Origin of the sequence: Comamonas sp. JUb58 (assembly GCF_004364775.1) — a bacterium.
In the GTDB taxonomy this organism is placed as follows: domain Bacteria; phylum Pseudomonadota; class Gammaproteobacteria; order Burkholderiales; family Burkholderiaceae_C; genus Comamonas.
The window spans coordinates 1-26,487 of record NZ_SOAL01000028.1 but is presented as its reverse complement, the minus strand read 5'-3'; the positions used below and the strand labels follow the sequence as shown (position 1 = coordinate 26,487).

24 protein-coding genes are annotated in these 26,487 nt (G+C 63.0%); 9 read left to right on the top strand and 15 right to left on the bottom strand.

Going from position 1 to position 26,487, the window contains the following annotated elements; all coding sequences use genetic code 11:
- Positions 1-106 precede the first annotated feature (106 nt).
- On the top strand, positions 107-586 hold the full coding sequence (locus EDF71_RS22990; protein ID WP_133858858.1) for a hypothetical protein: 480 nt from the start codon (positions 107-109) through the stop codon (positions 584-586).
- Between the two features lie 54 nt (positions 587-640).
- On the opposite strand, the gene EDF71_RS22985 is transcribed toward EDF71_RS22990, so the two are convergent.
- The gene (locus EDF71_RS22985; RefSeq protein ID WP_133858857.1) at positions 641-1,651 is read right to left on the bottom strand and encodes a bile acid:sodium symporter family protein; all 1,011 of its coding nucleotides are present in this window, start codon (positions 1,649-1,651) and stop codon (positions 641-643) included.
- An 87-nt stretch (positions 1,652-1,738) separates the two neighbouring features.
- On the opposite strand from EDF71_RS22985, the gene EDF71_RS22980 reads away from it, so the two are divergent.
- The 4 genes from EDF71_RS22980 to EDF71_RS22965 all read left to right on the top strand — a co-directional run bounded on the left by EDF71_RS22980 (position 1,739) and on the right by EDF71_RS22965 (position 4,599).
- Positions 1,739-2,659, top strand: coding sequence for a LysR family transcriptional regulator (locus EDF71_RS22980; RefSeq protein WP_133858856.1), 921 nt, complete (start codon positions 1,739-1,741; stop codon positions 2,657-2,659).
- Between the two features lie 108 nt (positions 2,660-2,767).
- Complete coding sequence (locus EDF71_RS22975; RefSeq protein ID WP_133858855.1) at positions 2,768-3,304, top strand: superoxide dismutase family protein; 537 nt, start codon at positions 2,768-2,770, stop codon at positions 3,302-3,304.
- 78 nt (positions 3,305-3,382) lie between these two features.
- Entirely contained in the window at positions 3,383-4,054 is a 672-nt protein-coding gene (pdxH, locus tag EDF71_RS22970; RefSeq protein WP_192817000.1) for a pyridoxamine 5'-phosphate oxidase, read from the top strand.
- 5 nt (positions 4,055-4,059) lie between these two features.
- Complete coding sequence (locus tag EDF71_RS22965; RefSeq protein WP_133858854.1) at positions 4,060-4,599, top strand: GNAT family N-acetyltransferase; 540 nt, start codon at positions 4,060-4,062, stop codon at positions 4,597-4,599.
- A gap of 5 nt (positions 4,600-4,604) precedes the next feature.
- Here EDF71_RS22965 and EDF71_RS22960 read toward each other — a convergent pair whose 3' ends face one another.
- The 5 genes from EDF71_RS22960 to EDF71_RS22940 form a co-directional block, all read right to left on the bottom strand.
- Complete coding sequence (locus tag EDF71_RS22960; protein WP_243854414.1) at positions 4,605-5,543, bottom strand: AEC family transporter; 939 nt, start codon at positions 5,541-5,543, stop codon at positions 4,605-4,607.
- Between the two features lie 96 nt (positions 5,544-5,639).
- Positions 5,640-6,776 carry an NAD(P)/FAD-dependent oxidoreductase gene (locus tag EDF71_RS22955; protein ID WP_133858852.1) on the bottom strand — a complete coding sequence of 379 codons (1,137 nt, stop codon included), beginning with the start codon at positions 6,774-6,776 and terminating at the stop codon, positions 5,640-5,642.
- Between the two features lie 66 nt (positions 6,777-6,842).
- Positions 6,843-8,363 (bottom strand): efflux transporter outer membrane subunit, encoded by a 1,521-nt coding sequence (locus EDF71_RS22950; protein WP_133858878.1) that lies wholly within the window; start codon positions 8,361-8,363, stop codon positions 6,843-6,845.
- Positions 8,364-8,383: 20 nt separating this feature from the next.
- On the bottom strand, positions 8,384-11,554 hold the full coding sequence (locus tag EDF71_RS22945; protein WP_133858851.1) for an efflux RND transporter permease subunit: 3,171 nt from the start codon (positions 11,552-11,554) through the stop codon (positions 8,384-8,386).
- Between the two features lie 24 nt (positions 11,555-11,578).
- Entirely contained in the window at positions 11,579-12,823 is a 1,245-nt protein-coding gene (locus tag EDF71_RS22940) for an efflux RND transporter periplasmic adaptor subunit (RefSeq protein WP_243854413.1), read from the bottom strand.
- A 293-nt stretch (positions 12,824-13,116) separates the two neighbouring features.
- Here EDF71_RS22940 and EDF71_RS22935 point away from each other — a divergent pair, with 293 nt between their 5' ends.
- The 3 genes from EDF71_RS22935 (at position 13,117) to EDF71_RS22925 (ending at position 15,887) form a co-directional block, all read left to right on the top strand.
- Positions 13,117-13,521: a CbiX/SirB N-terminal domain-containing protein gene (locus tag EDF71_RS22935; RefSeq protein WP_133858849.1), complete on the top strand. Its 405-nt coding sequence runs from the start codon at positions 13,117-13,119 to the stop codon at positions 13,519-13,521.
- A 170-nt stretch (positions 13,522-13,691) separates the two neighbouring features.
- A complete protein-coding gene (locus EDF71_RS22930; RefSeq protein WP_133858848.1) occupies positions 13,692-14,633 on the top strand; it encodes a CysB family HTH-type transcriptional regulator in 942 nt (313 codons plus the stop codon).
- A gap of 90 nt (positions 14,634-14,723) precedes the next feature.
- Positions 14,724-15,887 (top strand): pyridoxal phosphate-dependent aminotransferase, encoded by a 1,164-nt coding sequence (locus tag EDF71_RS22925; RefSeq protein WP_133858847.1) that lies wholly within the window; start codon positions 14,724-14,726, stop codon positions 15,885-15,887.
- Between the two features lie 124 nt (positions 15,888-16,011).
- Here EDF71_RS22925 and EDF71_RS22920 read toward each other — a convergent pair whose 3' ends face one another.
- The 9 genes from EDF71_RS22920 to EDF71_RS22880 form a co-directional block, all read right to left on the bottom strand.
- A complete protein-coding gene (locus tag EDF71_RS22920) occupies positions 16,012-17,286 on the bottom strand; it encodes a HipA domain-containing protein (protein ID WP_133858846.1) in 1,275 nt (424 codons plus the stop codon).
- Positions 17,283-17,801 carry a helix-turn-helix transcriptional regulator gene (locus EDF71_RS22915; protein ID WP_133858845.1) on the bottom strand — a complete coding sequence of 173 codons (519 nt, stop codon included), beginning with the start codon at positions 17,799-17,801 and terminating at the stop codon, positions 17,283-17,285. The genes EDF71_RS22920 and EDF71_RS22915 overlap by 4 nt, the downstream gene beginning before the upstream one ends.
- A gap of 190 nt (positions 17,802-17,991) precedes the next feature.
- Positions 17,992-19,479 (bottom strand): ribonuclease G, encoded by a 1,488-nt coding sequence (gene rng / locus EDF71_RS22910; protein WP_133858844.1) that lies wholly within the window; start codon positions 19,477-19,479, stop codon positions 17,992-17,994.
- Positions 19,480-19,500: 21 nt separating this feature from the next.
- Complete coding sequence (locus EDF71_RS22905; protein WP_133858843.1) at positions 19,501-20,115, bottom strand: Maf family protein; 615 nt, start codon at positions 20,113-20,115, stop codon at positions 19,501-19,503.
- 153 nt (positions 20,116-20,268) lie between these two features.
- On the bottom strand, positions 20,269-20,736 hold the full coding sequence (gene rlmH / locus EDF71_RS22900; RefSeq protein ID WP_116925617.1) for a 23S rRNA (pseudouridine(1915)-N(3))-methyltransferase RlmH: 468 nt from the start codon (positions 20,734-20,736) through the stop codon (positions 20,269-20,271).
- A gap of 72 nt (positions 20,737-20,808) precedes the next feature.
- Positions 20,809-21,525, bottom strand: coding sequence for a ribosome silencing factor (gene rsfS, locus EDF71_RS22895; RefSeq protein ID WP_133858842.1), 717 nt, complete (start codon positions 21,523-21,525; stop codon positions 20,809-20,811).
- Between the two features lie 268 nt (positions 21,526-21,793).
- Entirely contained in the window at positions 21,794-22,753 is a 960-nt protein-coding gene (gene hemF, locus EDF71_RS22890; protein ID WP_243854412.1) for an oxygen-dependent coproporphyrinogen oxidase, read from the bottom strand.
- Positions 22,754-22,783: 30 nt separating this feature from the next.
- Positions 22,784-24,061 carry a phosphoribosylamine--glycine ligase gene (gene purD, locus EDF71_RS22885; protein ID WP_133858841.1) on the bottom strand — a complete coding sequence of 426 codons (1,278 nt, stop codon included), beginning with the start codon at positions 24,059-24,061 and terminating at the stop codon, positions 22,784-22,786.
- The gene (locus EDF71_RS22880; protein ID WP_133858840.1) at positions 24,058-24,777 is read right to left on the bottom strand and encodes a YebC/PmpR family DNA-binding transcriptional regulator; all 720 of its coding nucleotides are present in this window, start codon (positions 24,775-24,777) and stop codon (positions 24,058-24,060) included. The genes purD and EDF71_RS22880 overlap by 4 nt, the downstream gene beginning before the upstream one ends.
- 78 nt (positions 24,778-24,855) lie before the next feature.
- Between EDF71_RS22880 and EDF71_RS22875 the strand changes: the two genes are divergently transcribed.
- Positions 24,856-26,376, top strand: a complete 1,521-nt coding sequence (locus EDF71_RS22875) for a helicase HerA-like C-terminal domain-containing protein (protein ID WP_133858839.1) — start codon at positions 24,856-24,858, stop codon at positions 26,374-26,376.
- The last annotated feature ends 111 nt before the right edge of the window (positions 26,377-26,487 follow it).

Sequence of the window (26,487 nt, the reverse complement as noted above, 5' to 3'; positions counted from 1 at the left end):
CTGTCCGGCAGCGCCATGGCGCAGGCCTATGATGTTTGGCCTGGCTGCGCCGCGCGGCGCCATTCTGGCCCGCCGCCGCAACCACTATCTTTGAGCGATTGAATCCATGCGTCACCGCACTTTGTGCCAACTTGCCAGCCTGGCGGCCGTTTGCGCCGGCTTGGCCACTTCTTTCAGCACCCAGGCGGCAGAAGCCCGCGTCAACCGTTTCACCGTGAGCGACAGCGTTACCAGCGTGCAGCTGTGCGGCAACCGCAACCAGGGCAGCAAAAAGGCCGTGCAGCCCTACCGCCTCGTACAGGGTGAGCAAAACGGCCAGACCTATCTGTTTGTGCAGTGGATGAACCAGCCCGAGGAAACACCGCACTGGCGCGGGGTGGCTGCCCATACCCAGGGCTTTGCCGAGATCAATGACGACAACGACCTGGGCTTGCAGGACCTGCGCTGCCGCGCCCATGGCAAGGGCATTGTGATCACGGCCCAGGTGACCGGCGGCAAGCCCGCCGTCAAGCGCCGCACCATGCAGCTCGAAGTGGGCCCGGCGCTGGAGAAATACAGCATCAGCTTCAGCCCGGCGCTGAAGTGAAACGGGCCGGGGCTTGATGCGCCCGGCCCGTTTTTTGAGGGTTGTTGCTGCGGCTTACTTGCCCGCAGCCGCTGCGCCCAGCGCCTTCTCAGCCTCCAGCTGCTGTGCGCGCTTGGCGTACTTGGCAGCCAATACGCCACAGACCATCAGCTGCATCTGGTGGAACAGCATCAGCGGCAGCACCATCATGCCCACGGTGCTGCTGGCAAACAGCACCTTGGCCATCGGCACGCCGCTGACCAGGCTCTTCTTGCTGCCGCAGAACACAGCGGTGATTTCGTCTTCCTTACTGAAGCCCAGGCGGCGCGACAGGAAGGTGGTCAGGAACAGCGCCAGGGCCAGGATGATGGCGCTGATCACCAGCAGACCGACCAAGGTGCTGACCGACACCTGGCGCCAGATGCCTTGCACCACGGCGGCGCTGAAGGCGGTATAGACCACCAGCAGGATGGAGCCCTGGTCCACCACCTTGGTGAGCTTGCCATGCTTCTTGATGAAGGGCCCCACCCAACGCTGCATCAGATGGCCGACCGCAAATGGCAGCATCAGCTGCAGCAGGATCTTGACCACCGCATCCACAAAGGAGCCGCTGGCACCATGGGCGGTGACAAACACGCTCACCAGCAGCGGGGTGATGAAGACGCCCAGCAGGGTCGAGGCCGATGCGCTGCAGATCGCTGCCGGGATATTGCCCCGCGCCATCGACACAAAGGCGATCGAGGACTGCACGGTGGACGGCAGCACGCAGAGGAACATCACGCCGACATACAGCTCGGGCGAGACCAGGGGCGTGAGCAGCGGCTTGAGCGCCCAGCCCAGAAACGGAAACAGCACAAAGGTGCTGCCAACGATGAACAGGTGCAGCCGCCAGTGCATGATGCCCGCCAGAATCGCCTGGCGCGAGAGCTTGGCGCCATGCAGGAAGAACAGCAGCGCCACGGCCGCCGTCGTCAAGGTCTCAAAGGCGCCTGCGACCTGGCCGGTGGCAGGCAAAAAACTGGCCAGCAGCACGGTGGCGACCAGCATCAGGGTGAAGTTGTCGGGACGGAATTTCATGAGCGCCATTGGACGCCGTTTGCGAGCGAAAGTAAAATTAATTTATAAGATTTATTAATGATTTAAAGTCATATATCTGATTTTTTTCCCCTAACCATGCACGTCAGCCTCCGCCAACTCCAGGTCTTTCTCTGTGTCGCCCAGTGCCGCAGCTTCAGCCAGACCGGCCAGACCCTGGGGCTGACCCAGTCGGCCGTGAGCCGCGCGATGGTGGAGCTCGAAGGCCAGCTCCATGTGCGGCTGCTGGACCGCACTACGCGCGAGGTGCTGCTGACCGATGCCGGCCAGTTGCTGGCCCAAAAGGCTGCGCCCTTGTTGCAGGAGCTGGCCGATACCCTGGCCGAAGTGGCTGATGTGGGCCATGCCGCACGCGGCCAGGTGCGCATTGCCAGCAGCCCCACCCTGTCGGCCGCGCTGATGCCGGCCTGCATAGCAGCCTGCAACCGCGAGCTGCCGCAGATCCAGCTGCAGCTGGTGGACCGCCTGCAGCAAGAGGTGCTGGCCCAGGTGCGCAGCGGCGATGTGCATTTTGGCGTGGTGGTGGAGCCGCCGGAGCTGAGCGACCTGGACTACATCAGCCTGCAACTGGACCCTTTTGTGGCCGTGTTGCCGCCCGGGCACCCGCTGGTGCAGCAGGCGCTAGATGCCAGCAGCCTGCGCTGGGACCAGCTGCGCGGCGAGCCTTTGGTGCTGCTGGACCACGCATCGGGCAGCCGCCGTTTGATGGACGCCGCCTTGCTGGCCAGCGGCTGCGGGCCCGAGCACAGCCCGGTGGTGCAAGAGGTGGGCCATGTGACCACCGCCTTTCGCATGGTCGAGGCCGGCATCGGCATCAGCATCATGCCGGGCCTCGCCATACCGGCCCAGGGTTTGAGCAGCCTGCAGGTGCGTGATCTGCGGCCCCAGGTGCAACGCGCGATCATGCTGGTGCGGCGCCGCCAGCGCAGCCTGCCCGCTGCCGCACAAGCGGTCTGGGATCTGGTAGCGCAACGCCTGACGACCGCACCCACCTTGTAAGCGAGCCGCCGCAATTGCTGGCAATCAGACTACAAGAACAGCCCCACATGCATGCTAAAAACGGTGGCTTGTGACAACCCCTTATTCCAAGGCTCCAGGAGAGTTCGCATGATTCAACGCATCCCATCCATCGCCAAGCTCGCGGCTGCCGCAGCCGTGGCCGCCGTGCTCAGCGCCTGCGCCCACACCGACCGCGCCACCCCGATCGCCGAGGCGACGATCAATCCGACCGAAGGCAACAACATCAGCGGCTATTTCCGCATCTACCAGGTCAACCCCGATACGGTGCGCGTGATGGCCCAGGTCAAGGGCCTGGCACCGGGCAGCGAGCATGGCTTCCATGTGCATGAAAACGGCAACTGCTCTTCCCCTGATGCGATGAGCGCCGGCGGCCACTACAACCCCAGCGGCCACCAGCACGGCAAGGCTGGCCCCGAATCCCATGTCGGCGACCTGCCCAGCCTGATGGCCGATGCCGCAGGCACTGCCTTCCTGGTCTGGGAGACCAAGGACCTGTCGATCGGCACTGGCAAGCCCAGCGACATCAAGGGCCGCGCCGTGGTGGTGCACAAGGACAAGGACGACTACACCACCCAGCCCACCGGCAACTCCGGCGCGCGTCTGGGCTGCGGCGTGATCCAGTAAGCAGTCCCTGCTCTACCCCTAAAGCCTGTGGCGCCCAGTGGCCCACAGGCATTTTTGTCGCTGCGCTGCGCCAAAGCGATGCACAATCGGGCCATGAGCGAACTCTCCCACTCCATTGCCGATTTGCGCAAAAGCTATGAACGCGCCGAGCTGAACGATGCAGCCTCCTGCGCAGCGCCCATCGACCAGTTTGACCGCTGGATGAACGAGGCCGTCGCCGCGCAGTTGCCCGAGCCCAATGCGATGACGGTAGCCACCGTGGGGGCCGATGCCCGACCGAGCACCCGCATCGTGCTGATCAAGGGCTATGACGCGCGCGGCATCGTCTGGTACACCAATTACGACAGCCGCAAGGGCCGCGAGATTGCCGGCAACCCCTTTGCCGCGCTGATGTTCCACTGGGTGGAGCTGGAGCGCGTGGTGCGCATCGAGGGGCGTGTGGAGAAGGTCTCGGACGAGGAAAGCGACGCCTACTTCAACAGCCGCCCACTCGATTCGCGCATTGGCGCTTGGGCCAGCCCGCAAAGTCAGGTCATCGACAGCCGCACGGTGCTGGTGACCAATGCCGCCAAGTATGGCGCGCAGTTCCTGCTCAAGCCACCCCGCCCACCGCACTGGGGTGGCTTTCGCCTGGTGCCCGATACCTGGGAGTTCTGGCAGGGCCGCAAGAGCCGGCTGCATGACCGCCTGCGCTACCGCCAGGCAGCGCCCAACAGCGCCGACTGGATCCGCGAACGCCTCGCACCCTGAGCCGAATGCCCGCCGCTGCTTTTGAGATCCGTTGGCTGACCCCGGCTGATGCCACTGCCTTCCAGCGCCTGCGCCTGGCCGGGCTGCGCGCATCGCCCAGCGCCTTTGGCTCCAGCTACGAAGAAGAAAAAGACCGCACTTTGGCGCTGATTGAGGCGCGCCTGGCGCCCAGTGCTGACCAGGGTGTGCTGGGTGCCTTTGCCGGCGGCCAACTGGTGGGCATGCTGGGCATCCGCCGCCAGGACGGCCTCAAGACCCGGCACCGCATGGCCTTGTGGGGCGTCTATGTGGAGCCGGCCTCTCGCGGCCAGGGCATCGCGCAGGCCTTATTGACGCAGGCTGTGGCCTTTGCCCGCCAAGTGCCCGGCGCGGTGCAGATCCACCTGAGCGTCAACGCCGCCAATGCCAGCGCGATTCGCTTGTATGAACAGGCAGGATTCAAGGGCTATGGCACCGAGCCGGCAGCCTTGCTGGTCGATGGCGTGCTGCACGATGAGCTGCTGATGCAGCACCGGCTCCAGCCCGCACCCAAGCCAGCGGCCTGAGCAGGCTACAGCAGCTGCGCCAGGCCCAGCAGGATCAGCGGTATCGTCACCAAGGCCAGGCTGGTCGATACCGCAATGCTGGCGGTGACCTCTTCCCGCCCCACTTCATAGCGCTGGGTGAACAGAAACACATTGGCGCCCACCGGCAGCGATGCAGCGGTGGCCAGCACCACCAGCGGCAGGCCGAGCAGCCCCCAGAGCCAGCCAATGGCCAGCAGCAGCACCGGATGCACCAGCAGCTTGACCACGGCAATGCGGCTGGCCGGCAGCAGATAGCGCCCCACCGCACTGAAGAACAAGGTGATGCCCACGAGCATCAACGCCATCGGACCCAGCGCCTGGGCCAGCATCTTTAGCGAGCTGTCGATGACCTCGGGCATCTGGAGACCAGTCTGCGCAAACAACAGGCCGCAAATGATGGGCAAGGGAATCGGGTGGATGATGCCGTTTTTCAGCGCCCGGCCCACGGTGATGGCCATCGCGCGGTAGCTGCGCCCACCGCCTTGCGCGGTCTGCTGCCGGTGCATGACGGCCAACTCAAACACGATGGTGGCCGAGGTCATCAAAATCAGCGCATGCACCGAGACGATGGTGAACAAGGTCACCAGGCCTTCCTGCCCAAACACCATGCCGACCAGCGGCACGCCGATCATGATGTTGTTGCTGAAGCAGTTGGCCAGCGCCCGCGCCGCGCCCAAGGTGTTGAAGCCCTGCAGCAGCAAGGTGCTGACAAACAGCAGGCCTGCGGCGCTGAAGTAGATCGCAATGGTCTGCAGATTGAGCTCTTGCACGCGCACCGTGCTCATCGTGCGAAACAGCAAGGCTGGCGTGAGGATCAGAAAAACGATATTGGACAGATCGCGCACCGACGCCGCCTTGACCCAGCCCCACCGCCCTGCACAGTAGCCCAGTGCAATGAACAGCACCACCGGAACCAAAGACACCATCACCGCCATCGCTGCATCGCCCTCTGTTGATCACACCCGGCGGGGATTATCACCGCAGCAGCGCCCTGCCTTGGTCGCCCAGGGCACCGGCCCTCAGTCTGGGTGCGAGACACCCAGGCGCTCATGCAGGCGTTTGCTGGTGGTCGTGTACTCCAGCAACAGCTTCTCACCGCGCAGGTATTCAATGGCGGCCATCGCCGCCATCGTCGCCTCATAGAAGCCGGTCAGAATCAGCTTGCGTTTGCCCGGGTAGCTGACGATATCGCCGGCGGCATAGATGCCCACGGCGCTGGTCTGGAAGCTGTCGGTTGCTACCTGCAGCTGCTTTTTCTCCAGCGCCAGATTCCAGTCCAGCAAGGGCCCGAGCTTGGGCGACAGGCCCTGGAATACCCAGAGCTGGTCACAGGCCAGGCGCTGGTCCGCGCCATCGGCATCGACGTAGCTGATGGCCTGCAGCTGCTCAGTGGCCTCGATGGCCTGCGGCATGCCGATCACCACCTCGACCCTGCCGCTGGCACGCAACTGCGCCAGGCGCTGCAGCAGTGCATCAGGCGCATTGAACTGGTCGCGCCGGTGCATCAGCACCAGTTGCGCGGCTTGCAAGCTGGCATGGTCTGCAGCGGCCAGCACGGCCTCCACGGCCGCGTCATCGCCGCCATTGATGACAATGCGCGGCGCAGCTTGGCGCGCCAGGATAGGCTCCAGCCAGGCATCATCGAACGCGGGATGGTAGAACACCTGGCTCCCCAACCAGGCCTCCAGCCCGGGCAGGCGCAGCTGCTTGGGCACAAAGGCCCCCACGCCGGCGGTCACCACCACGGTACGGGCCAGCAACCAGCGGGTCTGCGGCCCATCGATGGACTGCAGCTGCACACGCCAACGGCCATCGCCATGGGGCAGCAGTTGTGCGACCTGGGTGTGGCCATGAAAAACGGGGTGAAAGGGCTGGATCTGTTGCTGCAGCTGCGCGGCCAGCTCGCGGCCGGTGCACAGCGCAATGCCGGGGATGTCGTAAATGGGCTTGTCGGCATAGAGCGCAATGCACTGGCCGCCCATCTGCGGCAGGCTGTCGCACAGCTGGGCCTGCACACCCTGCAAGCCCAGCTGGAAGGCGGCAAACATGCCCACGGGCCCGGCGCCCACAATCAGCGCATCGACCGCCTGCGCCTGGGATTCATCAAACTCGGCAGAAGGATTAAGGTCAGCAGGGGTGGGCAAGGTATCAGTCATGCCGCCATGGTAGTGCAGCGCGCATCGCCCTGGCGGCCATGCGCGATTGCAGCAAGGCCTGCAGCATCAGGGCTGCTTGTCGATGCCTCCGCCCAGCGCCTTGTACAGGCTGATGCGGTTGACCTGCTCGGCCTGCATCAAGGTGATCTGGGTTTGCTGGGCGGCGTAGAGGCTGCGCTGTGCATCCAGCACGGTCAGAAAATCGTCGGCCCCGGCCTTGAAGCGTGCCTGCGACAGCTGCAGCACCCGGCTCGCGGCCTGCACCAAGGCCGCTTGCGAGTTCAGGCGCCGCTGCATCGTGGCGCGGTCCGCCAGCGCATCGCTCACCTCGCGGAAAGCCACCTGGATGGCCTTGTCGTACTGGGCCAGTGCCGCATCGCGGTTGGCTTGTGCGATGTCGAGGTTGGCCTGGTTGCGGCCGCCGTCAAAAATCGGCAAACGGATCTGGGGCACAAAGCTCCAGGCGCGGTTGCCGCCATCGAACAGGCCCGACAGTGCATCGCTGGCGGTGCCGGCATTGGCCGTCAGGCTGATGGTGGGGAAGAAGGCCGCACGCGCCGCACCAATGCTGGCGTACTGGGCCTGCAGGCTATGCTCGGCGGCAACCACATCGGGCCGGGCCAACAGCACCTGCGATGACAGACCAGTCGGCACCACGGTCATCGCGGTGGCTACGCTCTGCGTCTTGACCTGGGGTGTGGCGCCATCGAGCAACTGGCCGGAGCCCGCGCTCTTGACCTCATTGCTGCTCAGCGATGCCGTGGGTGCCGGCGGCAGCATATCGCCCGAGATGGGCCCACCCACCAGCAGCTGCAGCGCATTGCGGTCACGCGCCACCTGCGACTCGTAGGCGGCGACATCGTTGCGGGCGGTCTCGACCGCGGTCTCGTTCTGGGCCAGCACCAGTCCATTGGAGGCGCCCAGCTGGTGCATGCGCTGCACCAGGCCAAAGCCCTGCTCGCGCGTGGCCAGCGTGTCGCGCGCCAGTTGCAGGCGTTGCTGGTCGCTGGCCAGGGCCACCCAGGCGTTGGCGATATCGGTGATCAGGCCCAACTGCACGCTGCGGCGGTTTTCTTCCACCAGCAGGTACTGCTGCAAGGCCGCCTCACTCAGGTTGCGCACCCGGCCCCAAAAATCGAGCTCATAGCTGGCCAGGCCCAGCTGCACGCTGACCTGGTTGGCGACGGAGGATGGCGCCGTGGAGGAGCGCAGATCATCGGCAGTGCGGGTGCGGCTGCCTTGGGCATTGGCGTTCAAGCTGGGCAGTTGGTCGGCGCGCTGCACGCCGTACTGCGCACGCGCCTTTTCGATGTTGGCGATGGCCACGCGCAGGTCGCGGTTGTTCTGCAGGCCCTGCTCGATCAACTGGCGCAGCCCTGCGCTCTCCACCCACTGCTGCCATGGCAGCAGCTGCAAGCTGTCGGCGGCAGCCGGCTCGACGACAAAGTCGGCGGGCAAGGTTTGGGCCACGCCATCGAGCGTGGCAGGAACGGCAGGCTCGGGGCGCTGGTACTGCGGCGCCAGGTTGCAGGCGGACAGCAGGCCCGCTGCCAACAGGGACAGCGGCAAACGGTAGGCACGGGTCATGGAGAAAGTATCAAAACGGCTCATGGCGCGGTCTCCTGCGCAGGGCTGGGCTGCGCAGGCGCCTCGTCATGGCGGCTGTGGGAGCGGAACCAGCTGCGGATGAGCAGGAAGAAGACCGGCACCATGAAAATACCGAGCACGGTCGAGGCCACCATACCGCCCAGCACGGCCGTGCCGATAGCGTTACGCCCGCCCGCACCGGCGCCGGTGCCAATGGCCAGTGGAATCACACCAAAGCCAAAGGCCAGCGAGGTCATCAGGATGGGGCGCAAGCGCAGGCGCACCGCCTCCACCGTGGCATCAAACAGGCGCTTGCCCTGCTCTTGCAGCTGCACCGCGAATTCCACAATCAGGATGGCATTCTTGGCCGCTAAGCCGACCGTCGTCAGCAAGCCCACCTGGAAATAGACGTCATTGGTCAGGCCCCGGGTGTAGGTGGCGGCCAGCGCGCCAATCACGCCCAGCGGCACAGCCAGCATCACCGACAGCGGCACGGTCCAGCTCTCGTACAGCGCAGCCAGGCAGAGGAACACGAACAGGATCGAGATGGCGTACAGCATGGGCGCTTGCGCACCGGATTGGCGCTCTTGCAGCGAGGCACCGGTCCATTCATAGCCCAGGCCGGATGGCAGCTTGGCCAGGATGGCCTCGACCTCCTGCATCGCAGCACCCGAGCTGATGCCAGGTGCTGCGCGGCCTTCAAACTCATAGGCCGGACTGCCGTTGTAGCGCAGCAGCTGGGGCGAGCCATAGGCCCAGTGGCTGTCCGAGAAGGCGCCGAAGGGCACCATCTCGCCGTTCTTGTTGCGCACGGTCCATTTGGCGATGTCCTGCGGCAACATGCGGTGCGGTGCATCGCCCATGATGTAGACGCGCTTGACCCGGCCGTTGTTCAGGAAGTCATTCACATAGGTACCGCCCATCGCGCTGGACAGCACGCTGTTGATGTCGGCATACGACAGCCCCAGCGCAGCGGCCTTGCGGTCGTCCACATCCACCCGCAGTTCGGCCGCATCGTCCAGATTGGTGGTACGTACCGCCGTCAGATTGGGGTTGGCGCGCATGGCAGCCAGTACCTGGTTGCTGGCGGCCAGCAGGCCATCATGGCCAATGCTGTTCATGTCCTTGACCATGAAGTTGAAGCCCGAGCTGGCACCCAGACCGCGCACGGCCGGCGGCAGAATCACCAGCACCCGCGCATCGCGGATGCGCGACAGGTCCTTGGTCGCCTTGTTGGCGATGGCAGCCGACGACTGCGACGCCAGCTTGCGTTCATCCCAGGGCTTGAGGCGGATAAAGCCGCGCGCCGAGCTCTGGTCGCCATTGAGGCCCGAGACCTGGTTGAAGCTGATGATATCGGGCTGCTGGAGCAGGTATTCGCGCACCTCGTCGAGCACATCCTGCAGGCGCGCGTCCGAGGCGCCCGAAGGCAGGTTGACGTTCACATACAGAAAACCCTGGTCCTCGTCCGGCAGGAAGGAGGTTGGCAGCTTGTGCATCAGCAGCCACACGCCCAGCAGCACCGCGATAAAGATCAGCATCATGCGCTTGGCGCGGCGCAGGCTGCGGGCGACGATGCCCTGGTAGCGGGTGGCGGTGCGGTCAAAATTGCGGTTGAACCAGCGAAAGAACCGGTCGCTGACGCCAAACAGGCCCTTGCGGATGGCGCGCTCATGGCCACCGGCATGCTCGGGCGCCTTCAGGATGGTGGCGCAGAGTGCGGGGGTCAAGGTCAGCGCGACAAACACCGACAGCGCCATCGCTGCGACGATGGTGATCGAGAACTGGCGGTAGATCACCCCGGTGGAGCCGCCAAAAAAGGCCATGGGCACAAACACCGCCGACAAGGTCACGCCGATACCGACCAGCGCCGGTGTGATCTCGCGCATCGAGACCTTGGTCGCCTCCTTGGCGGACATGCCCGTCTCATGCATCACCCGCTCGACGTTTTCCACCACGACGATCGCATCATCGACCAATAAGCCGATGGCCAGCACCATCGCGAACATTGTCAAGGTATTGATGGAGTAACCGGCAATCGACAGCACGCCAAAGGTGCCCAGCAGCACCACTGGCACGGCAATCGCCGGGATCAGGGTGGCGCGCAGGTTCTGCAGAAACACGAACATCACGATCACCACCAGCACCATGGCCTCGCCCAGCGCGGCGACCACCTCATGGATGGAGGCGCGCACAAAGGGCGTGGAGTCCGAGCTGACGAAGTAGTCGATCTGGTTGGGGAAGTACGGCTTCATCTCGGCCAGCTTGGCCGCAACGGCATCCGACACCGCCATCGCGTTGGCGCCATCGGCCAGGATGATGCCCATACCGGCGCCGCGCATGCCATTGAGCTTGGCCTGCACGTTCAGGTTTTCGGCGCCCAGCTCCACGCGGGCGACATCCTTGATGGTGACCACCGAGCCATCAGTGGCGGCCTTGAGCACGATGTCCTCGAACTGATCGACCGTCTTGAGCTTGGTGCGCGCGGTGATCGTGGCATTGAGCTGCTGGTTGTTCACTGCGGGCAGCGCGCCCAGTTGACCGGCCGATACCTGGGCGTTTTGCGCATTCAGCGCATTGCTCAGGTCCGACGGCATCAGGCCGAATTTCTCCATCTTGGCCGGGTCCATCCAGATGCGCATCGCGTACGAGGTACCGAACACATTAATGTCACCCACGCCTTCAAGGCGCCCGATCACATCGACCAGGCTGGCATTGATGTAGTCACCAATGTCGACCTCGGTCATCGTCGGGTCTTGCGAGTAGAAGCTGTAGGTGACCAGAAAATCCTGGCCGCCCTTGTTGATGAAGACGCCACGGCTTTTGACCGATTCGGGCAGGCGGTTGAGCGCGCCCTGGATCTTGTTTTGCACCTGCACCTGGGCCACGTCCACATTGGTGCCGGGTGCAAAGGTCAAGGTGATGCGGGCCTGGCCAGAGGCATTGCTGGTCGCGCTCATGTAGAGCATGTTGTCAATGCCCTTGAGCTGCTGCTCAATGATCTGGGTGACGGAGTTCTCCACCGTCTCGGCCGATGCGCCAGTGTATTGGGTACCGATGGTGACGCGCGGTGGCGCGATCTCAGGGTATTGCTCCAGCGGCAGCTTGGAGATGGACAGCGCCCCGCCCAACATGATGATGATGGCGATCACCCACGCAAAAATGGGGCGCTGGATAAAAAACTGTGCCATGGATGCAGCCTCGGTTTGGGTGTCTTACTGGGCTGCTGCCGGCGCTGCGGCCTGGCCAGGTATGCGTCCGGGGGCACGTACCCGCTCGGCCTGTGCCTTCAGATCCACCTCGGCGACGCGCACCTTGTCACCGTCCTTGAAGCGCTGAAAGCCATCGACCACCACGCGCTCACCCGATTTCAGGCCACTGCCCACCAGCCACTGGCTGCCAACGGCACGGTCCAGTTGCAAGGCGCGCTTTTGCACCTTGTCCTCGGCGGTGATGACGAAGACAGTCGGTTTGCCCGTCAAATCGCGCACCACCGATTGCTGCGGCACCAGCAGGGCATCAGGTGCCACCGCCGTGGGCAGCAGCGCCTGCACATACATATTGGGCATCAGCACGCCATCGGGGTTGGGTACCTGCGCACGCAAGGTGACCGTGCCCGTGGTGGCACTGACGATCACGCCAGAGAACTTGAGCTTGGCCTCATGGCTGTATTCGGTGCCGTCGTCCAGGCGGATGCGCACGGGGATCTGGTCACCTTCAAGGCGCTGAAAGCGACCTGCCTTCAGGTCGCGCTGCAACTGCAGCATCTCGGTGCTCGACTGGGTGAAGTCCACATACATCGGATCGAGCTGCACCACGGTGGTGAGCGCCGTTGCCTGGTTGGCGGTGACCAGCGCACCGGGCGTCACGGCCGAGGTGCTGACCTTGCCGCTGATCGGCGAGCTGATGCGGGTGTACTGCAGGTTGATGCGGGCGTTGTCCAGCGCGGCCTGGGCGACCGCGACATCAGAGGCGGTCTGTGCGACGAGTGCCTGGCTGTCGTCAAACACCTGGCGGCTGATGGCGTCGATCTTGACCAGTTCGCTGTTGCGCGCGGCATTGCTACGGGCGGTCTGGGCCGTGGCCTTGGCCTTGGCCAAAGCGGCCTCGGCACTGTTGACGGCGGCCCGCGCAGGGCGGTCATCCAACTGGTACAGCGCCTGGCCGGCCTTGACTGATGCGCCTTCGGTGAACAGGCGCTTTTCCACAATGCCATTGGCCTGGGGGCGAATCTCGGCAATCATGAAGGCATTGGTGCGGCCTGGCAGTTCGGCCGTCAGCTGCTGCGATGCAGACTGCACGGTGATGATGCCTACCTCAGGCGCTTGGGGCGCGGCAGCGGCCGTGGGTGCAGCCTTGTCGGAGCAGGCAGCCAGCAAGCCGATGGCGGCCACCACGGCGCCTACACGGGCAGCATGGCCAAGCGTGCGGGGGGAGGAAAGCTTTCCGACAGTTGCCAAAGATTGAAACGTTGCCAGGGACTGGCGCGAAAAATTGGAAACATCCGGCATCATCAGTTTTTGGCTTCAGGTAGAGCAAACTACTATTTTTACAGCTAAATATGTAGGCAGTGTAAAGCGTTGCAGGGGATGGGACAGTTTTCTGCACCCGGCTGCGCAAGCCGTACATTTTGCTACATGCGTATCCGTTTGGGCGCCCCAATGGGGGCCCGCTATGGGAAAGCGATAATGCGCAAAGGTTCCTTGCTTTACCCACGGCAGTGCTTGTTGCCACCGCTAACGCCCCACCCACCATGCCCTCCCCCACCCCTACCATTGGTTTGATTCTGCTGTCCCATGGCTCCAAGGACCCCGTCTGGCGCCGCAATGCCGAGCACCTGCTGGCCCAGGTGCAGCAAGCCCAGCCGACGGCTGCCGTGGCTTGCGCCTACCTCGACTGGTGCGATCCGCCACTCGGCCCCGCTGTGGCCCAACTGCTGCAATCGCATCCCCAACTGAGCCACATCACCATCTGGCCTCTGCTGTTTGGCGTGGGAAAGCATGCCAGCGAAGACATTCCTGCGCTGGTCGAGCAACTCGCCCCGCTCTACCCGCAGCTGCAGCTGCGCATTGCCCCGGCGATGGGCGAGGATGCACGCGTCATTCAGCTGCTGGCGGACATGGCGGGCGGTTATCTGGCAGGCAAGTTGCAGGGCTAGTGCTTCAGTAGCTATAGGCTCAGCCACTGGGCCTGGAAGACAGGCCTTTGCAGCGATGAGCTGGCACCGATGCTGGGAAATTCCGCTCCGCAGCTTGGGTTTCTGCATATCGGGTGCTTTTTATATTCCAATCAAGCATAATGATGCAAATTCATATTCCGCATCATTGTATGAACCTGCATCAGTTCCGCTTTGTGCAAGAGGCCGCGCGCCGCAACCTCAACCTGACCGAGGCGGCCAAGGCACTGCACACCTCGCAACCCGGCGTCTCCAAGGCCATCATCGAGCTGGAAGAGGAGCTGGGCATCGACATTTTTGCGCGCCATGGCAAGCGCCTCAAGCGCATCACCGAGCCAGGCCAGCAGGTGCTGCGCAGCATCGAGATCATCATGCGCGAGGTCGGCAACCTCAAGCGCATCGGTGACCAGTACAGCGCGCAAGACAGCGGCACCCTCTCCATCGCCACCACCCACACCCAGGCCCGCTATGTGCTGCCCACGCCGGTGGCACGCCTGCGCGAGCACTACCCCAAGGTGACGGTCAGCCTGCACCAGGCAACGCCCGCCGAGGTGGCCCGCATGGTGATCGACGAGCAAGCCGACCTGGGCATGGCGACCGAATCGCTGGCCGACTACCCCGAGCTGGTGACCCTGCCCTGCTACGAATGGCAGCACGTACTGGTCATGCCCCACCAGCACCCGCTGGCCCAGAAGGAGCGCATCAATCTGGAAGACATCGCGGCCGAGCCCCTGATCACCTACCACCCCTCGTTCACCGGCCGGGGCAAGATCGACTCGGCGATGGCTGCCCGCCAGCTCACGCCCAAGATCGTTCTGGAAGCCATTGACTCCGACGTGATCAAGACCTATGTGCGCCTGGGTCTGGGCATTGGCATCGTGGCCGAGATGGCCATGCGCGACGACCCGCTCAAGGACCTGGCCGTGCGGCCTGTCGGCCATTTGTTTGGCGAGAGCGTGGCGCGCGTGGCCTTCAAGCGCGGCGCATACATGCGCAATTTTGTCTACAAATTTGCCGAGCTGCTCAGCGATCGCCTCAGCCGTGATCTGATCGCCCGTGCCATGGTCGGCCATGTGGCTGACTACGAGCTCTGATCCGCTCCCTATTCAAAACCCAAACCGCTTATTGATCGATGGATCGCAGACCGGCTCGCCGGCTGCGGTCTTTTTCCAGCCCTGATCACCATGTCCGCTTCCGCCCTCACCCCGTCGTTCCCCAGCCGCCTGCCCAATGTGGGCACCACCATCTTCACCGTCATGTCGGCGCTTGCGACCGAGCACAAGGCCGTCAACCTGGGCCAGGGCTTTCCGGATTTTGGCTGCGACCCGGCCTTGATCGACAGCGTGAGCCGCGCCATGCAGGCCGGCCACAACCAGTACCCGCCGATGACCGGTGTGCCCGCCTTGCGCGAAGTGGTAGCCCAGAAAATTGAAGCGCTCTATGGCAAGCGCTATGACGCCAACAGCGAAATCACCGTCACCGCCGGCGCTACCCAAGCGATCCTGACCGTCATCCTGAGCTGCGTGAGCCCGGGTGACGAGGTCATCGTGCTGGACCCCTGCTACGACAGCTATGTGCCCAATATTGAGCTGGCTGGCGGCGTGCCGGTGCGCGTGCCGCTAACGCCCAAGACCTTCCGCCCGGATTTCGGCAAGATCGCTGCAGCCATCACCCCCAACACGCGCCTGCTGCTGATCAACACCCCGCACAACCCCAGCGGCTCCACTTGGACCGCACAGGAAATGCAACAACTGCAAGACCTGCTGGCCCCCACCAATATCCTGCTGCTGGCCGATGAGGTCTACGAGCACATGGTGTTCGACGGCGAGCGCCATGAAAGCGCGTCGCGCTACCCAGGCCTGGCCGCACGCGCCTATGTGGTCAGCAGCTTTGGCAAGACCTTCCACGTGACGGGCTGGAAGGTGGCCACCGTGGCCGCACCGGCCCCCTTGACCGCCGAATTCCGCAAGGTGCACCAGTTCAATGTCTTCACCGTCAACACCCCCATGCAGGTGGGCCTGGCCGAGTACCTGAAGGACCCTGCGCCCTACCTGAACCTGCCCGCCTTCTACCAAAAGAAGCGCGACCTGTTCCGCGCCGGCTTGGAAGGCTCGCGCCTCAAGCTGCTGCCCAGCTCCGGCACCTACTTCCAGTGCGTGGACATCTCCGCTGTCACCGATGCCAGCGAAGCAGATTTCTGCCAGCAGCTGGTTAAGGATCTGGGCGTGGCAGCCATTCCACTGTCCGCCTTTTATGGCGATGGCTTTGACCAGCAGGTGGTGCGCTTTTGCTATGCCAAAAAGGACGAGACCTTGCTGGCGGCGCTGGAGCGCTTGCGCAAGCTTTAATCGCGTCGGTATCGGGGCTTGATCTGGCTGGGATGCGGAAGGCTGCAGTAGCAACACGCAAGCCTTCCAACAAAACCACGCAGATCAACGCTCGTGCGCCGATTGACTCAATACCGGACCGGCCTCAAGCCCCCTCGGCAAGCCGAAAGGCGCCCGCCATTCGTCCCTGCTCACTGGCCGACAGGCCTACATGGGCAGCGACCGCGCGCCACTGACTGACGATGTCGCGATATGCATCGATGGTCTCATCTGCGTCGGTGAGACTGATGCGGAAATAGCCTGCAACCTCCCTAGCCAGTTCCAGATCCAGCGCATTGTCTGCATCGGTGATGTTCAACTTCAGGCCATCGGCATGGGCGACCGGGTTCATGTCATAGGCCTGTGACAGTTTCCAGCCCTTGCCGGGTACTAGGATGAAGCCGTGGTTGCGGAGATGGTCGTCCGTGTTGGAGACCAGCAGGTTGAACAAGATCCGTGACCAGAGCTCTTTCAGATCCTGTTTGGGCTGCGCGCCTTGACGCAGGATGACTTCTGCCAACTCCAGATAGCTCACGCCCGTCGACGCATCATCGCCATCGTTATGGCCGGTCATCGTCATGGCCGAGGCAAAATGCAGCCGACGCCCGCTGTCCGTCCGGTCAAAGCGGCTCACCATAAAGCAGTGGTGGTCGCTGGCAAACTTACGGGCCTGTGCGGGTGCCACCTGAATGCCACAGCCGTGTGCGAGTGCATTCACCACCATCTCCCAGCCACCGACGTCATAGCTGTCTCTGATACTGGGGAACTTGGCGATGTACAGGCGCCCAGCGTCGTCTATGACGCTGGCTTTTGGCCTGGCGCCGCCCAGCGAGCCGCCTGGCGCAATCAGCATCCGCAGCCAGTCCTGTCCCTGCACCGCCGTATTGTCCGGGTCCTGCTCCAAGCCACGGCTGGCTTGCTCCAACGCGCGAATTTCCGTGAAAGGAGGCGCTGCCATGTCGATCCGGTCGTCGAGGAAGCTGCCTTCGTCCTCCAGCCGGTAGCGCAAGGCCCCCACGCGGTACTGGTCATGCACACCCAGCAGGTAATCGGATTCGTAGAGGCGTGCATCCGCCGGCCACAGCGCTGCACGCTTCTCACGCTCGAACCGCCGATCCATCAGTTTGCGTCCCCAACGATCCGGGCTTGAATCATCGAAGACGCCAAACTTGTCGCTGGGCGCAGGGGGATACTGCGGCCCGCTGAACGGCTGAAGATTCGGATCCAGGTGCACACCGGCAAGCAGCGGCTCTCCTAGCACCTTGGCGTCGTATTCAAATTCAAACAGCTCCGTCGCGCGCGTTCGGCGACTGTGCAGAAAACCCAGGCGCTGAGGCCCTGGCAGCCCCTCCCAGTCCGCATAGACCGCTATCTTGCTCATGATTCACCAGCTCCCTTGCGTTTGCTTTTTCTCAGCAGGGCGCTCAGTGCCGCTGTGCTTTTGGTATCTCCCAAAGCATCTGTTGCCGTGCCGCTGGCTGGCGAGGCTAATGCTTTGCTCGGCATGTTTTTCTTCGTCGCCGGTGCCTTCACCGATTGACGCGAAGGCCCAGGTTTCACTGGCTCGCTGACGATGTGCTGGCCTGGAGCAGGCCGCGCAGTCTCGCCTTTGACCAAGCGCGCATCCTGGAGCTGGCGGCCCAACTGGTCCTCGGTGGCAAGCATGGCCAAATCCTTGGTCAGTCCGAGCACCTGCATCACCGATAAGTAAGCGCCAATCGTCACTCCGGACCCACCGGCCTCCAAAGAGCGCAAGGTCATCGGGGTCATGCCGGCACGCTCTGCCACCTGTTTGGCCGTCAGCTTTCTGCGCAGGCGCGCAAGCTTTAGCCGCTCTCCAAACTCCACAAGCAGCTTGGTAGTAGAAGGCAAAAGAGGAGCGGTCTTCTTGGCCATGGCGCTAATATTTCATCATTTTTCAGGCATTGATGAAAGAATACTAGCACTCTACAAAGCAATCGACCAGCTTTTGTTCTGCTACAACGCCATTGCCAATAGAAAAAGAGGCAATATTTTGCTATTTATAAAAAAAAAGTGCAAAATAATTGCACTTTTCATCAAGCCGCTGTAGAAGCGACGCTGTGGATCAAAGCAGCACGATATCGTACTGGTCCGATCCATCCCGCCCTTCGGCCTGCAGCGAGATCGGCTTGCCGATGAAATCGGACAGCCCAGCCAAATGCTGGCTTTCTTCGTCCAGCAGCATCTCGATCACCGGCGGGGCAGCGAGCACGCGGAACTCCTTGGGGTTGAACTGGCGGGCCTCGCGCAAGATTTCGCGCAGGATGTCGTAGCAGACGGTGCGCACTGTCTTGACCTCGCCCACGCCGCTGCAGACGGGGCAGGAGGTGCAGAGCATGTGGGCCAGCGATTCGCGGGTGCGCTTGCGCGTCATCTCCACCAGACCCAGCTGGGAGAACTCGCCGCACATGGTCTTGACCCGGTCGCGCTGCAGTTGTTTGCGCAGCTCATGCAGCACCTGCGCCTGGTGGTCCTCATGCACCATGTCGATAAAGTCCACGATGATGATGCCGCCCAGGTTGCGCAGCCGCAGCTGGCGGGCAATGGCATGGGCCGCTTCCAGGTTGGTCTTGAAGATGGTGTCGTCAAAATTGCGCGCACCCACATAGCCGCCGGTGTTCACATCGACGGTGGTCAAGGCCTCGGTCTGGTCCACGATCAGGTAGCCACCGGATTTGAGATCGACGCGCCGGCCCAGTGCACGCGCAATTTCCTCATCGACCGAGTACAGATCGAAGATCGGGCGCTCGCCCTTGTAGAGCTGCAGCTTGGGCAACGCGGCCGGCATGAACTCCTGGCCAAACTGCTGCAGCAGCACAAACTGCTCGCGTGAATCGATGCGGATCGACTGGGTGTTTTCCGTGACCATGTCGCGCAGCACGCGCTGCATCAGGCTCAGGTCCTGGTGCAGCAAGGTTTTGGCGGCCTGCTTGGCGGCACTTTCCTTGATGCGCTTCCAGACCTTGCGCAGGTAGCTGATGTCTTCGGCCAGCTCTTCGTCGCTGGAGTCCTCGCCATTGGTGCGCAGAATAAAGCCGCCACCACCACCTGTTTGCGCCGTGCCCACCAGCGCCTGCAGGCGGGCACGCAAGGCATCGCGCTCGTTCTGGGGAATCTTTTGCGACACGCCGATATGGTCGTCCTGCGGCAGGTACACCAGCAGGCGCCCGGCAATGCTGATCTGCGTGGACAGCCGCGCGCCCTTGGTGCCGATCGGGTCCTTGATGACCTGCACCATGATCGACTGGCCTTCGAAGATCTGCTTTTCAATCGGCACCTGGGGCTCGCCCTTGCGGGCAAACATCGGCGCCAGGCCGCCTTCCTGGCGCTGCCAGACGTCGGCCACATGCAGGAATGCGGCTCGCTCCAGGCCAATGTCGATAAAGGCGGACTGCATGCCGGGCAGCACGCGCGATATCTTGCCCAGGTAGACATTGCCGACCAGGCCGCGCTCCAGGGTGCGCTCATGGTGCAGCTCCTGCACAGCGCCGCCCTCGATGATCGCCACCCGCGTCTCCTGCGGCGCCCAATTGATCAAAATATCATTTTGCATAGAAGTCATTCTTAGATGGCCTTAGATGGCAAACCCTGCAGCCCGCAGCACATTGGCCGTCTCGAACACCGGCAGGCCCATGATGCCTGAATAGCTGCCGCTGATCTTGGCAATATACGCTGCGGCCCGCCCCTGCACGCCATAGGCGCCCGCCTTGCCCATGGGCTCACCGCTAGCGACATAGGCGTCGATCTGCGCGCTGTCCATCACCGCGAACTCCACGCTGGAGACCGACAGGCTGGTCAGGCGCTTGCGCCCGCTTTGCAGGGCCACCGCCGTCAATACGCGGTGCGTCTTGCCACTGAGCGCTTGCAGCATCTCACGGGCCTGTTCCTGCGACTCAGGCTTGCCCAGAATATCCCGGCCCAGCGACACCGTGGTGTCAGAGCACAGAATCGGCGCCTGTTCCAGCCCGCGCCGCTGCAGGCGCGCCAGTGCTGCATCGAGCTTCAGACCGGTCACGCGCTGCACATAGTCGGTGGCGGATTCGCGCGGCAGCACCAGCTCCAGCGCTTCAGGGTCCTGGGGTTCGGGTTCGTCGTCCTGGGCAACCAGCAAGCGGTGGGAAATACCGATCTGTTCAAGCAGTTGACTGCGGCGTGGAGACTGAGATGCCAGGTAGACAAAGGGGTGCATGGTGGGAAGCGAGGCCAAGATTTGAAAAAAGCGCCTGCGCCCATCAATCCAGCGCAAGCAGCTATTATTTTTGCAGCATAACGCATCCGGCAGCCCGCTGGCAAGCGGGGATATTGCCCTGCCCTCGCCCAGCCGAGAGCAGGCGCGCTGGCCTTACTCGCGGTGGTAAGGATGGCCGGCATTGACCGACCAGGCGCGGTAGAGCTGCTCGATCAGCAGCACGCGCACCATCGCATGGGGCAAGGTCATGTCGGAGAGGCGAATGCGCTCATGCGCGGCAGCCTTGAACTCGGGGTCCAGCCCATCGGGGCCGCCGATGATCAGTGCGACATCATCGCCTTCAAGCTGCCAGCCCTTGACCCGCTGGGCCAGCGCCTTGGTGGTCAGGTTGGTGCCACGCTCATCGAGCACCACAATGCGCGTGCCGCGCGGTATGGCTGCCTCGATGCGCTTGCGCTCGGCGGCATACAGGGTCTCGACAGTCTTGGAGCCACGCGGCTCAGTCTTGACGGCCTTGAGCTCCACCTTCAACTCGGGCGGGAAACGCTTGGCATAGTCGTCATAGGCGGTCTGCGCCCAATCGGGTACATGCTGGCCCACCGCAACGATGAAAATCTTCATGCGAACTCTCCAATGAAAAAGAGCTGTCCTGCCTGGCAGTACAGCTCTTTCCAACCCGCAGGTTGAGGGGGTTTACTTGGCCTTGGTGGTTGCGCGCTTGGCCGCTGGCTTCTTGGCTGCAGGCTTGGCAGCGGCCGACTTGGCTGCGGGCTTGCTGGCCTTGGGCTTGTTGACCACCACAGTCTTGACGGTGGCAGCAGCGCTGGTCTTCTTGGCCGCAGGCTTCTTGGCCACGGTGCCCGAGATCTTCTTGACGGCGGGCTTCTTGGCAGCGGTCTTCTTCACCGGTGCATCAGCGGCCTTGTCAGCAGCTGCTGGCTTGCGGGCAGCGGGCTTTTTCTTGCTGTCAGCGGTGTCGGCAGCAGCTTCTGCCTTGGCCTTGGCAGGCTTGGCGGCCTTGGGCTTGGCAGCGCCCAGCTTGACGCGCACGGGCGTGTCGCCCCACATCTCTTCCAGGCGGTAGTACTGGCGAATCATCGGCTGCATGATGTGGGCCACAACGGGGCCGCAGTCGACGATGATCCACTCGCCGTTGTCTTCGCCTTCGGTACGTGGCTTGGGGAAGCCCGCTTCCTTGACGGCATCCTTGACGCTGGCAGCCAAGGCCTTGGTCTGGCGGTTCGAGGTACCTGCGGCCACGATCACGCGCTCAAACAGCGGCGACAGGTGCTCGGTATTGAAAACCTGGATATCTTGTGCTTTCACATCTTCCAGCCCATCAACGATGGCACGCTGCAGCAATTGCACAGATTTCTTGGCAGTGGATTCGGATTTTTTGGCGGTGGTCATCAGTAGGTGATGGATGAAAGTGTTTCTACTATAGCGCGTGTTGCAGTTATTGTTGATCGCGTCAACACGCAGTGGCAAAAGGGCAAAGCCTTCAAGAGATGCTGCCGCGCAGCCTGCGATGGGGCATGCATACGGTCAGCGGAAAGCGAATTATACGCAGGCTGCGCCCAATGGCGCTCTGGTATGGCCTTGTGGCATGGGCGTTGGGCCAGCCGAAGGCGTTCAGGCTGCCCAACTCATACGGAATCGACAGCCCCAGGTGGTGTGCTTACAGCCAATCACGCGGCTGCAAAAACTCCGTCAGCAAACGCTCCTCGGGCGAACCCTCAGGGTCCTGGCGCTGGTAGCTCCAGCTGGCCAAGGGCGGCATCGACAGCAAGATCGATTCCGTGCGCCCGCCCGACTGCAGACCAAAGTGGGTACCCCGGTCCCAGACCAGGTTGAACTCCACATAGCGACCGCGCCGGTAGAGCTGAAAGTCCCGCTCGCGCTCGCCATAGGCCTGGTCCTTGCGGCGTTGCACGATGGGTAGGTAGGCCTTCAAAAAGGCATCGCCCACCGACTGCAGCATCCCAAAGCCGCCTTCAAAGCCCAGCTCGGAGAAGTCATCAAAAAAGATGCCGCCGATGCCACGCGCTTCGTTGCGGTGCTTGAGGAAGAAATAGCTGTCACACCACTGCTTGAAGCGCGGATACAGATCGGCACCGAAAGGCGCCACCGCATCGTGGCAGACCTGGTGAAAATGCTGCGCGTCTTCGGCAAAGGGGTAGAACGGCGTCAGGTCCATGCCGCCACCAAACCAGCAGGTGGCTGGCTGGCTGGGGTGGCCTGCGGCAATCATGCGCACATTCATGTGCACGGTGGGCACATAGGGGTTGCGCGGATGAAAGACCAGGGATACACCCATGGCCGTGAAAGGCGCGCCCGCCAGTTCGGGCCGGTGCTGGGTGGCCGAAGGTGGCAGCTGTGGGCCCCGCACTTGCGAAAAGCCCACGCCAGCACGCTCAAACACCGTGCCGCCTTCCAGGATCTTGGTCAGACCCTGGCCTTGCAGCTTCTCACCGGGCGCCTTTTGCCAGGCATCAGCCAGAAAGCGAACGGCGCTGCCCGCCTCCTGCTCCTGCGCTTCAACGGCATCGGTGATCGAAGCCTGCAGCGATTGGAGATAGGCGGCCACCGCCAGGGCCTCCGCCCCGGCGTTCAGTTGGTCAACGGAAGAGGACAGCACGGGCGGGGCTCACTGTGGGCTTGCGAACGGTCACTTGACCGCGCGGTAGCCGATGTCGTGGCGGTATTGCGCGCCAACGAAATGCACCTGCGCGGCAGCGGCATACACGCGCTGCTGCGCCTGCTTGACGTTGTCGGCCAAGGCAGTCACACACAGCACGCGGCCACCGCTGGTGACGGGCTTGCCATCCTGCACCGTGGTGCCGGCGTGGAAGACCATCACTTCTTCTTCGTCCTCTGGCAGACCGGTGATCACATCGCCCTTGCGGGGTGCGTCCGGGTAGCCATGGGCAGCCATCACCACGCCCAGCGCGGTGCGGCGGTCCCACTGCAGCTCGATCTGGTCGAGCTTGCCGTCGGTGGCAGCCTGCATCACATCGACCAGATCGCTCTTGAGGCGCATCATGATCGGCTGGGTTTCCGGGTCACCCATGCGGCAGTTGAACTCCAAGGTCTTGGGGTGACCCGCCTTGTCGATCATCAGGCCCGCGTACAGGAAACCGGTGTAGGGGATGCCGTCTTTTTCCATGCCACGGATGGTGGGCAGTATGATCTCGCGCATCGCGCGGGCATGCACATCGGCCGTCACCACCGGGGCGGGCGAGTAGGCACCCATGCCGCCGGTGTTGGGGCCCTGGTCGCCGTCCTTCAGGCGCTTGTGGTCCTGGCTGGTCGCCATGGCCGCCACGCTCTTGCCGTCGCACAGCACGATGAAGCTGGCCTCTTCGCCATCGAGAAACTCCTCGATCACCACGCGGGCACCGCCATCGTTATGGGCGACGCCGTACTTGTTGTCCACCAGCATGAAGTCCACGGCATCGTGCGCTTCCTGGGCGGTGGTAGCCACCACCACGCCCTTGCCGGCAGCCAGGCCGTCGGCCTTGACGACGATGGGCGCGCCCAGCTTGTCGATGTAGGCATGGGCCGCCACCGGGTCGCTGAAGGTCTCGTACTGCGCCGTCGGGATGCCATGGCGTGCCATGAAATCCTTGGAGAAGGCCTTGGAGCTTTCCAGCTGCGCAGCAGCCTTGGTCGGGCCGAAGATCTTCATGCCGTGGGCGCGGAACTCGTCCACCACGCCGGCGGCCAAAGGCGCCTCGGGGCCGACGACGGACAGCTGCACACCGTTGTCCTGCGCCCATTCGCGCAGCTGAACCACATCGGTGATCGGCAGGTTTTCCAGACGCTTGTCGCGTGCGGTGCCTGCGTTGCCCGGGGCTACATAGACTTTGGAGACCTTGGGCGATTGCGCCAACTTCCAGGCCATTGCGTGTTCACGGCCGCCGCCACCAATCACAAGTACCTTCATAGCGCCGCGTTATGGTAAACATCTTGAACATCATCCAGATCTTCCAGTGCGTCCAGCAATTTTTGCATCTTGGCCGCACCTTCCTCATCCAGATCTACGGTATTTTCGGGGCGCATCGTCACTTCGGCCACCTCGGGCTTGAAGCCCGCTGCCTCCAGCGCATTGCGCACCGCTTCAAATTCTGACGGGGGCGTCAGCACTTCGACCGCGCCCTCCTCGTCGGTGATCACATCGTCGGCGCCGGCTTCCAGCGCCACTTCCATGATCTTTTCCTCATCGGCACCGGGGGCGAACACCAGTTGCCCCAGGTTACGGAACTGGAAGGACACCGAGCCTTCGGTGCCCATGTTGCCGCCGTGCTTGCTGAACGCATGGCGCACATCGGCTACCGTGCGCACGCGGTTGTCCGTCATGGTGTCGACAATGATGGCCGCGCCACCGATGCCATAGCCTTCGTAGCGGATTTCCTCGTAAGTCACGCCTTCGAGGTTGCCGGTGGCCTTGTCGATGTTGCGCTTGATGTTGTCGGCCGGCATGTTGGCCGCCTTGGCCTTATCGATCGCCAGACGCAAACGCGGGTTGGCGCTCAAATCTGCACCGCCCTGGCGCGCAGCGACCATAATTTCACGAATGATACGGGTCCATACCTTGCCGCGTTTTTCGTCCTGACGACCCTTGCGGTGTTGAATATTGGCCCATTTGCTGTGTCCTGCCACAGAATTTCCTTTGCTATTGTTTTATCTAGCTAGACTGCGATTTTACTTTTGACTTTGATGCTGGAGAGGAAACCTACGATGGCTGAACCCCTACTGGTTGCCAAAAATGGCACAACGGAGTGTTTTTTGCTTCCTGGCCTGGCCAATCGACACGGGCTGATCACCGGCGCGACCGGCACGGGCAAGACTGTAACCCTTCAGACATTGGCCGAGGGATTCTCGGGCATTGGCGTGCCGGTGTTCATGGCCGATATCAAAGGGGATTTGACCGGCATCAGCCAGGTAGGCCAGATTGGCGGCAAGCTGGCCGCCACTTTGCAGGACCGTGGTATTGACCTGCCCACGCCCAAGGCCTGCCCCACCACCTTGTGGGATGTGTTTGGCGAGCAAGGCCACCCGGTGCGCGCCACCATCTCGGACATGGGCCCCTTGCTGCTGGGCCGCATGCTGGACTTGAATGACACGCAGATGGGCGTGCTCAACCTGGTCTTCAAGATTGCCGATGACAACGGCATGCTGCTGCTCGACCTCAAGGACTTGCGCGCCATGCTGTCCTATGTGGGCGAGAACGCCAAGCAGTTCACCACCGACTACGGTAACATCAGCTCGGCCAGCGTGGGCGCCATCCAGCGCGGTCTGCTGCAGATCGAGCAGCAAGGCGGCAACAGCTTCTTTGGCGAGCCCATGCTCAACATCGACGACATGATGCAGACCGTGGGCACGCAAGGGGTGATCAACATCCTCGCGGCCGACAAGCTGATGAATTCGCCGCGCCTGTACTCCACCTTCCTGCTGTGGATGCTGTCCGATCTGTACGAGAAGCTCCCGGAAATTGGCGACCCGGACAAGCCCAAGCTGGTCTTCTTCTTTGACGAGGCCCACCTGCTGTTCAATGATGCACCCAAGGTGCTGCAAGAGCGCATCGAGCTGGTCGTGCGCCTGGTGCGCTCCAAGGGCGTGGGCGTGTATTTCGTCACGCAAAACCCGCTGGACATTCCCGACAGCGTGCTCGCCCAGCTCGGCAACCGCGTGCAGCATGCGCTGCGCGCCTTCACGCCGCGTGATCAAAAAGCCGTCAAAGCCACGGCCACCACGATGCGCGCCAACCCGGGGCTGAACATCGAGGCGGCGATCACCGAACTGGCTGTGGGCGAGGCGCTCGTGAGCTTTCTGGACGAAAAAGGCCGCCCCAGCGTGACCGAGCGCGTCTATGTGCTGCCACCCGGCAGCCAGATCGGCCCCATCACTACCGAGCAGCGCCAGGCCTTGCTGAAGAATTCGCTGGTCGCCGGCGTCTACGACACACCGGTGGACCGCGAATCGGCCTACGAGATCCTGAAGGCACGTGCCGGCCAGGCTACCGCAGCGCAAGGCGGCAAGCCGGGCGCAGGCGCGGCTGCTGGCACTGCCGGTGCCGAGGATGGCGGCCTGATGGGCAGCATCAACGACATCCTGTTTGGCACAACCGGCCCGCGCGGCGGCAAGAAGGACGGCATTGTGCAGTCCATGGCCAAGTCCACCGCCCGCTCCTTTGGCACCAAGCTGGGCAACCAGATTCTGCGCGGCGTGCTGGGCAGCATCATGGGCGGCAAAAAGTAGACTGCGCTGCAGAGCAAAAAAAAGGTTCATCGAGGAATACCGGGGAACGCGGCGCGGATCTTGAGAAAGAAGTAGTCCTCATCTCGATATCCGTAGGCGCGGCGCTTGATG

Coding starts and splice junctions, on each gene's coding strand:
- EDF71_RS22990 (WP_133858858.1), top strand. CDS start 107: ATGCGTCACCGCACTTTGTGCCAACTTGCCAGCCTGGCGGCCGTTTGC.
- EDF71_RS22985 (WP_133858857.1), bottom strand. CDS start 1,651: ATGGCGCTCATGAAATTCCGTCCCGACAACTTCACCCTGATGCTGGTC.
- EDF71_RS22980 (WP_133858856.1), top strand. CDS start 1,739: ATGCACGTCAGCCTCCGCCAACTCCAGGTCTTTCTCTGTGTCGCCCAG.
- EDF71_RS22975 (WP_133858855.1), top strand. CDS start 2,768: ATGATTCAACGCATCCCATCCATCGCCAAGCTCGCGGCTGCCGCAGCC.
- pdxH (WP_192817000.1), top strand. CDS start 3,383: ATGCACAATCGGGCCATGAGCGAACTCTCCCACTCCATTGCCGATTTG.
- EDF71_RS22965 (WP_133858854.1), top strand. CDS start 4,060: ATGCCCGCCGCTGCTTTTGAGATCCGTTGGCTGACCCCGGCTGATGCC.
- EDF71_RS22955 (WP_133858852.1), bottom strand. CDS start 6,776: ATGACTGATACCTTGCCCACCCCTGCTGACCTTAATCCTTCTGCCGAG.
- EDF71_RS22950 (WP_133858878.1), bottom strand. CDS start 8,363: ATGACCCGTGCCTACCGTTTGCCGCTGTCCCTGTTGGCAGCGGGCCTG.
- EDF71_RS22945 (WP_133858851.1), bottom strand. CDS start 11,554: ATGGCACAGTTTTTTATCCAGCGCCCCATTTTTGCGTGGGTGATCGCC.
- EDF71_RS22935 (WP_133858849.1), top strand. CDS start 13,117: ATGCCCTCCCCCACCCCTACCATTGGTTTGATTCTGCTGTCCCATGGC.
- EDF71_RS22930 (WP_133858848.1), top strand. CDS start 13,692: ATGAACCTGCATCAGTTCCGCTTTGTGCAAGAGGCCGCGCGCCGCAAC.
- EDF71_RS22925 (WP_133858847.1), top strand. CDS start 14,724: ATGTCCGCTTCCGCCCTCACCCCGTCGTTCCCCAGCCGCCTGCCCAAT.
- EDF71_RS22920 (WP_133858846.1), bottom strand. CDS start 17,286: ATGAGCAAGATAGCGGTCTATGCGGACTGGGAGGGGCTGCCAGGGCCT.
- EDF71_RS22915 (WP_133858845.1), bottom strand. CDS start 17,801: ATGGCCAAGAAGACCGCTCCTCTTTTGCCTTCTACTACCAAGCTGCTT.
- rng (WP_133858844.1), bottom strand. CDS start 19,479: ATGCAAAATGATATTTTGATCAATTGGGCGCCGCAGGAGACGCGGGTG.
- EDF71_RS22905 (WP_133858843.1), bottom strand. CDS start 20,115: ATGCACCCCTTTGTCTACCTGGCATCTCAGTCTCCACGCCGCAGTCAA.
- rlmH (WP_116925617.1), bottom strand. CDS start 20,736: ATGAAGATTTTCATCGTTGCGGTGGGCCAGCATGTACCCGATTGGGCG.
- rsfS (WP_133858842.1), bottom strand. CDS start 21,525: ATGACCACCGCCAAAAAATCCGAATCCACTGCCAAGAAATCTGTGCAA.
- purD (WP_133858841.1), bottom strand. CDS start 24,061: ATGAAGGTACTTGTGATTGGTGGCGGCGGCCGTGAACACGCAATGGCC.
- EDF71_RS22875 (WP_133858839.1), top strand. CDS start 24,856: ATGGCTGAACCCCTACTGGTTGCCAAAAATGGCACAACGGAGTGTTTT.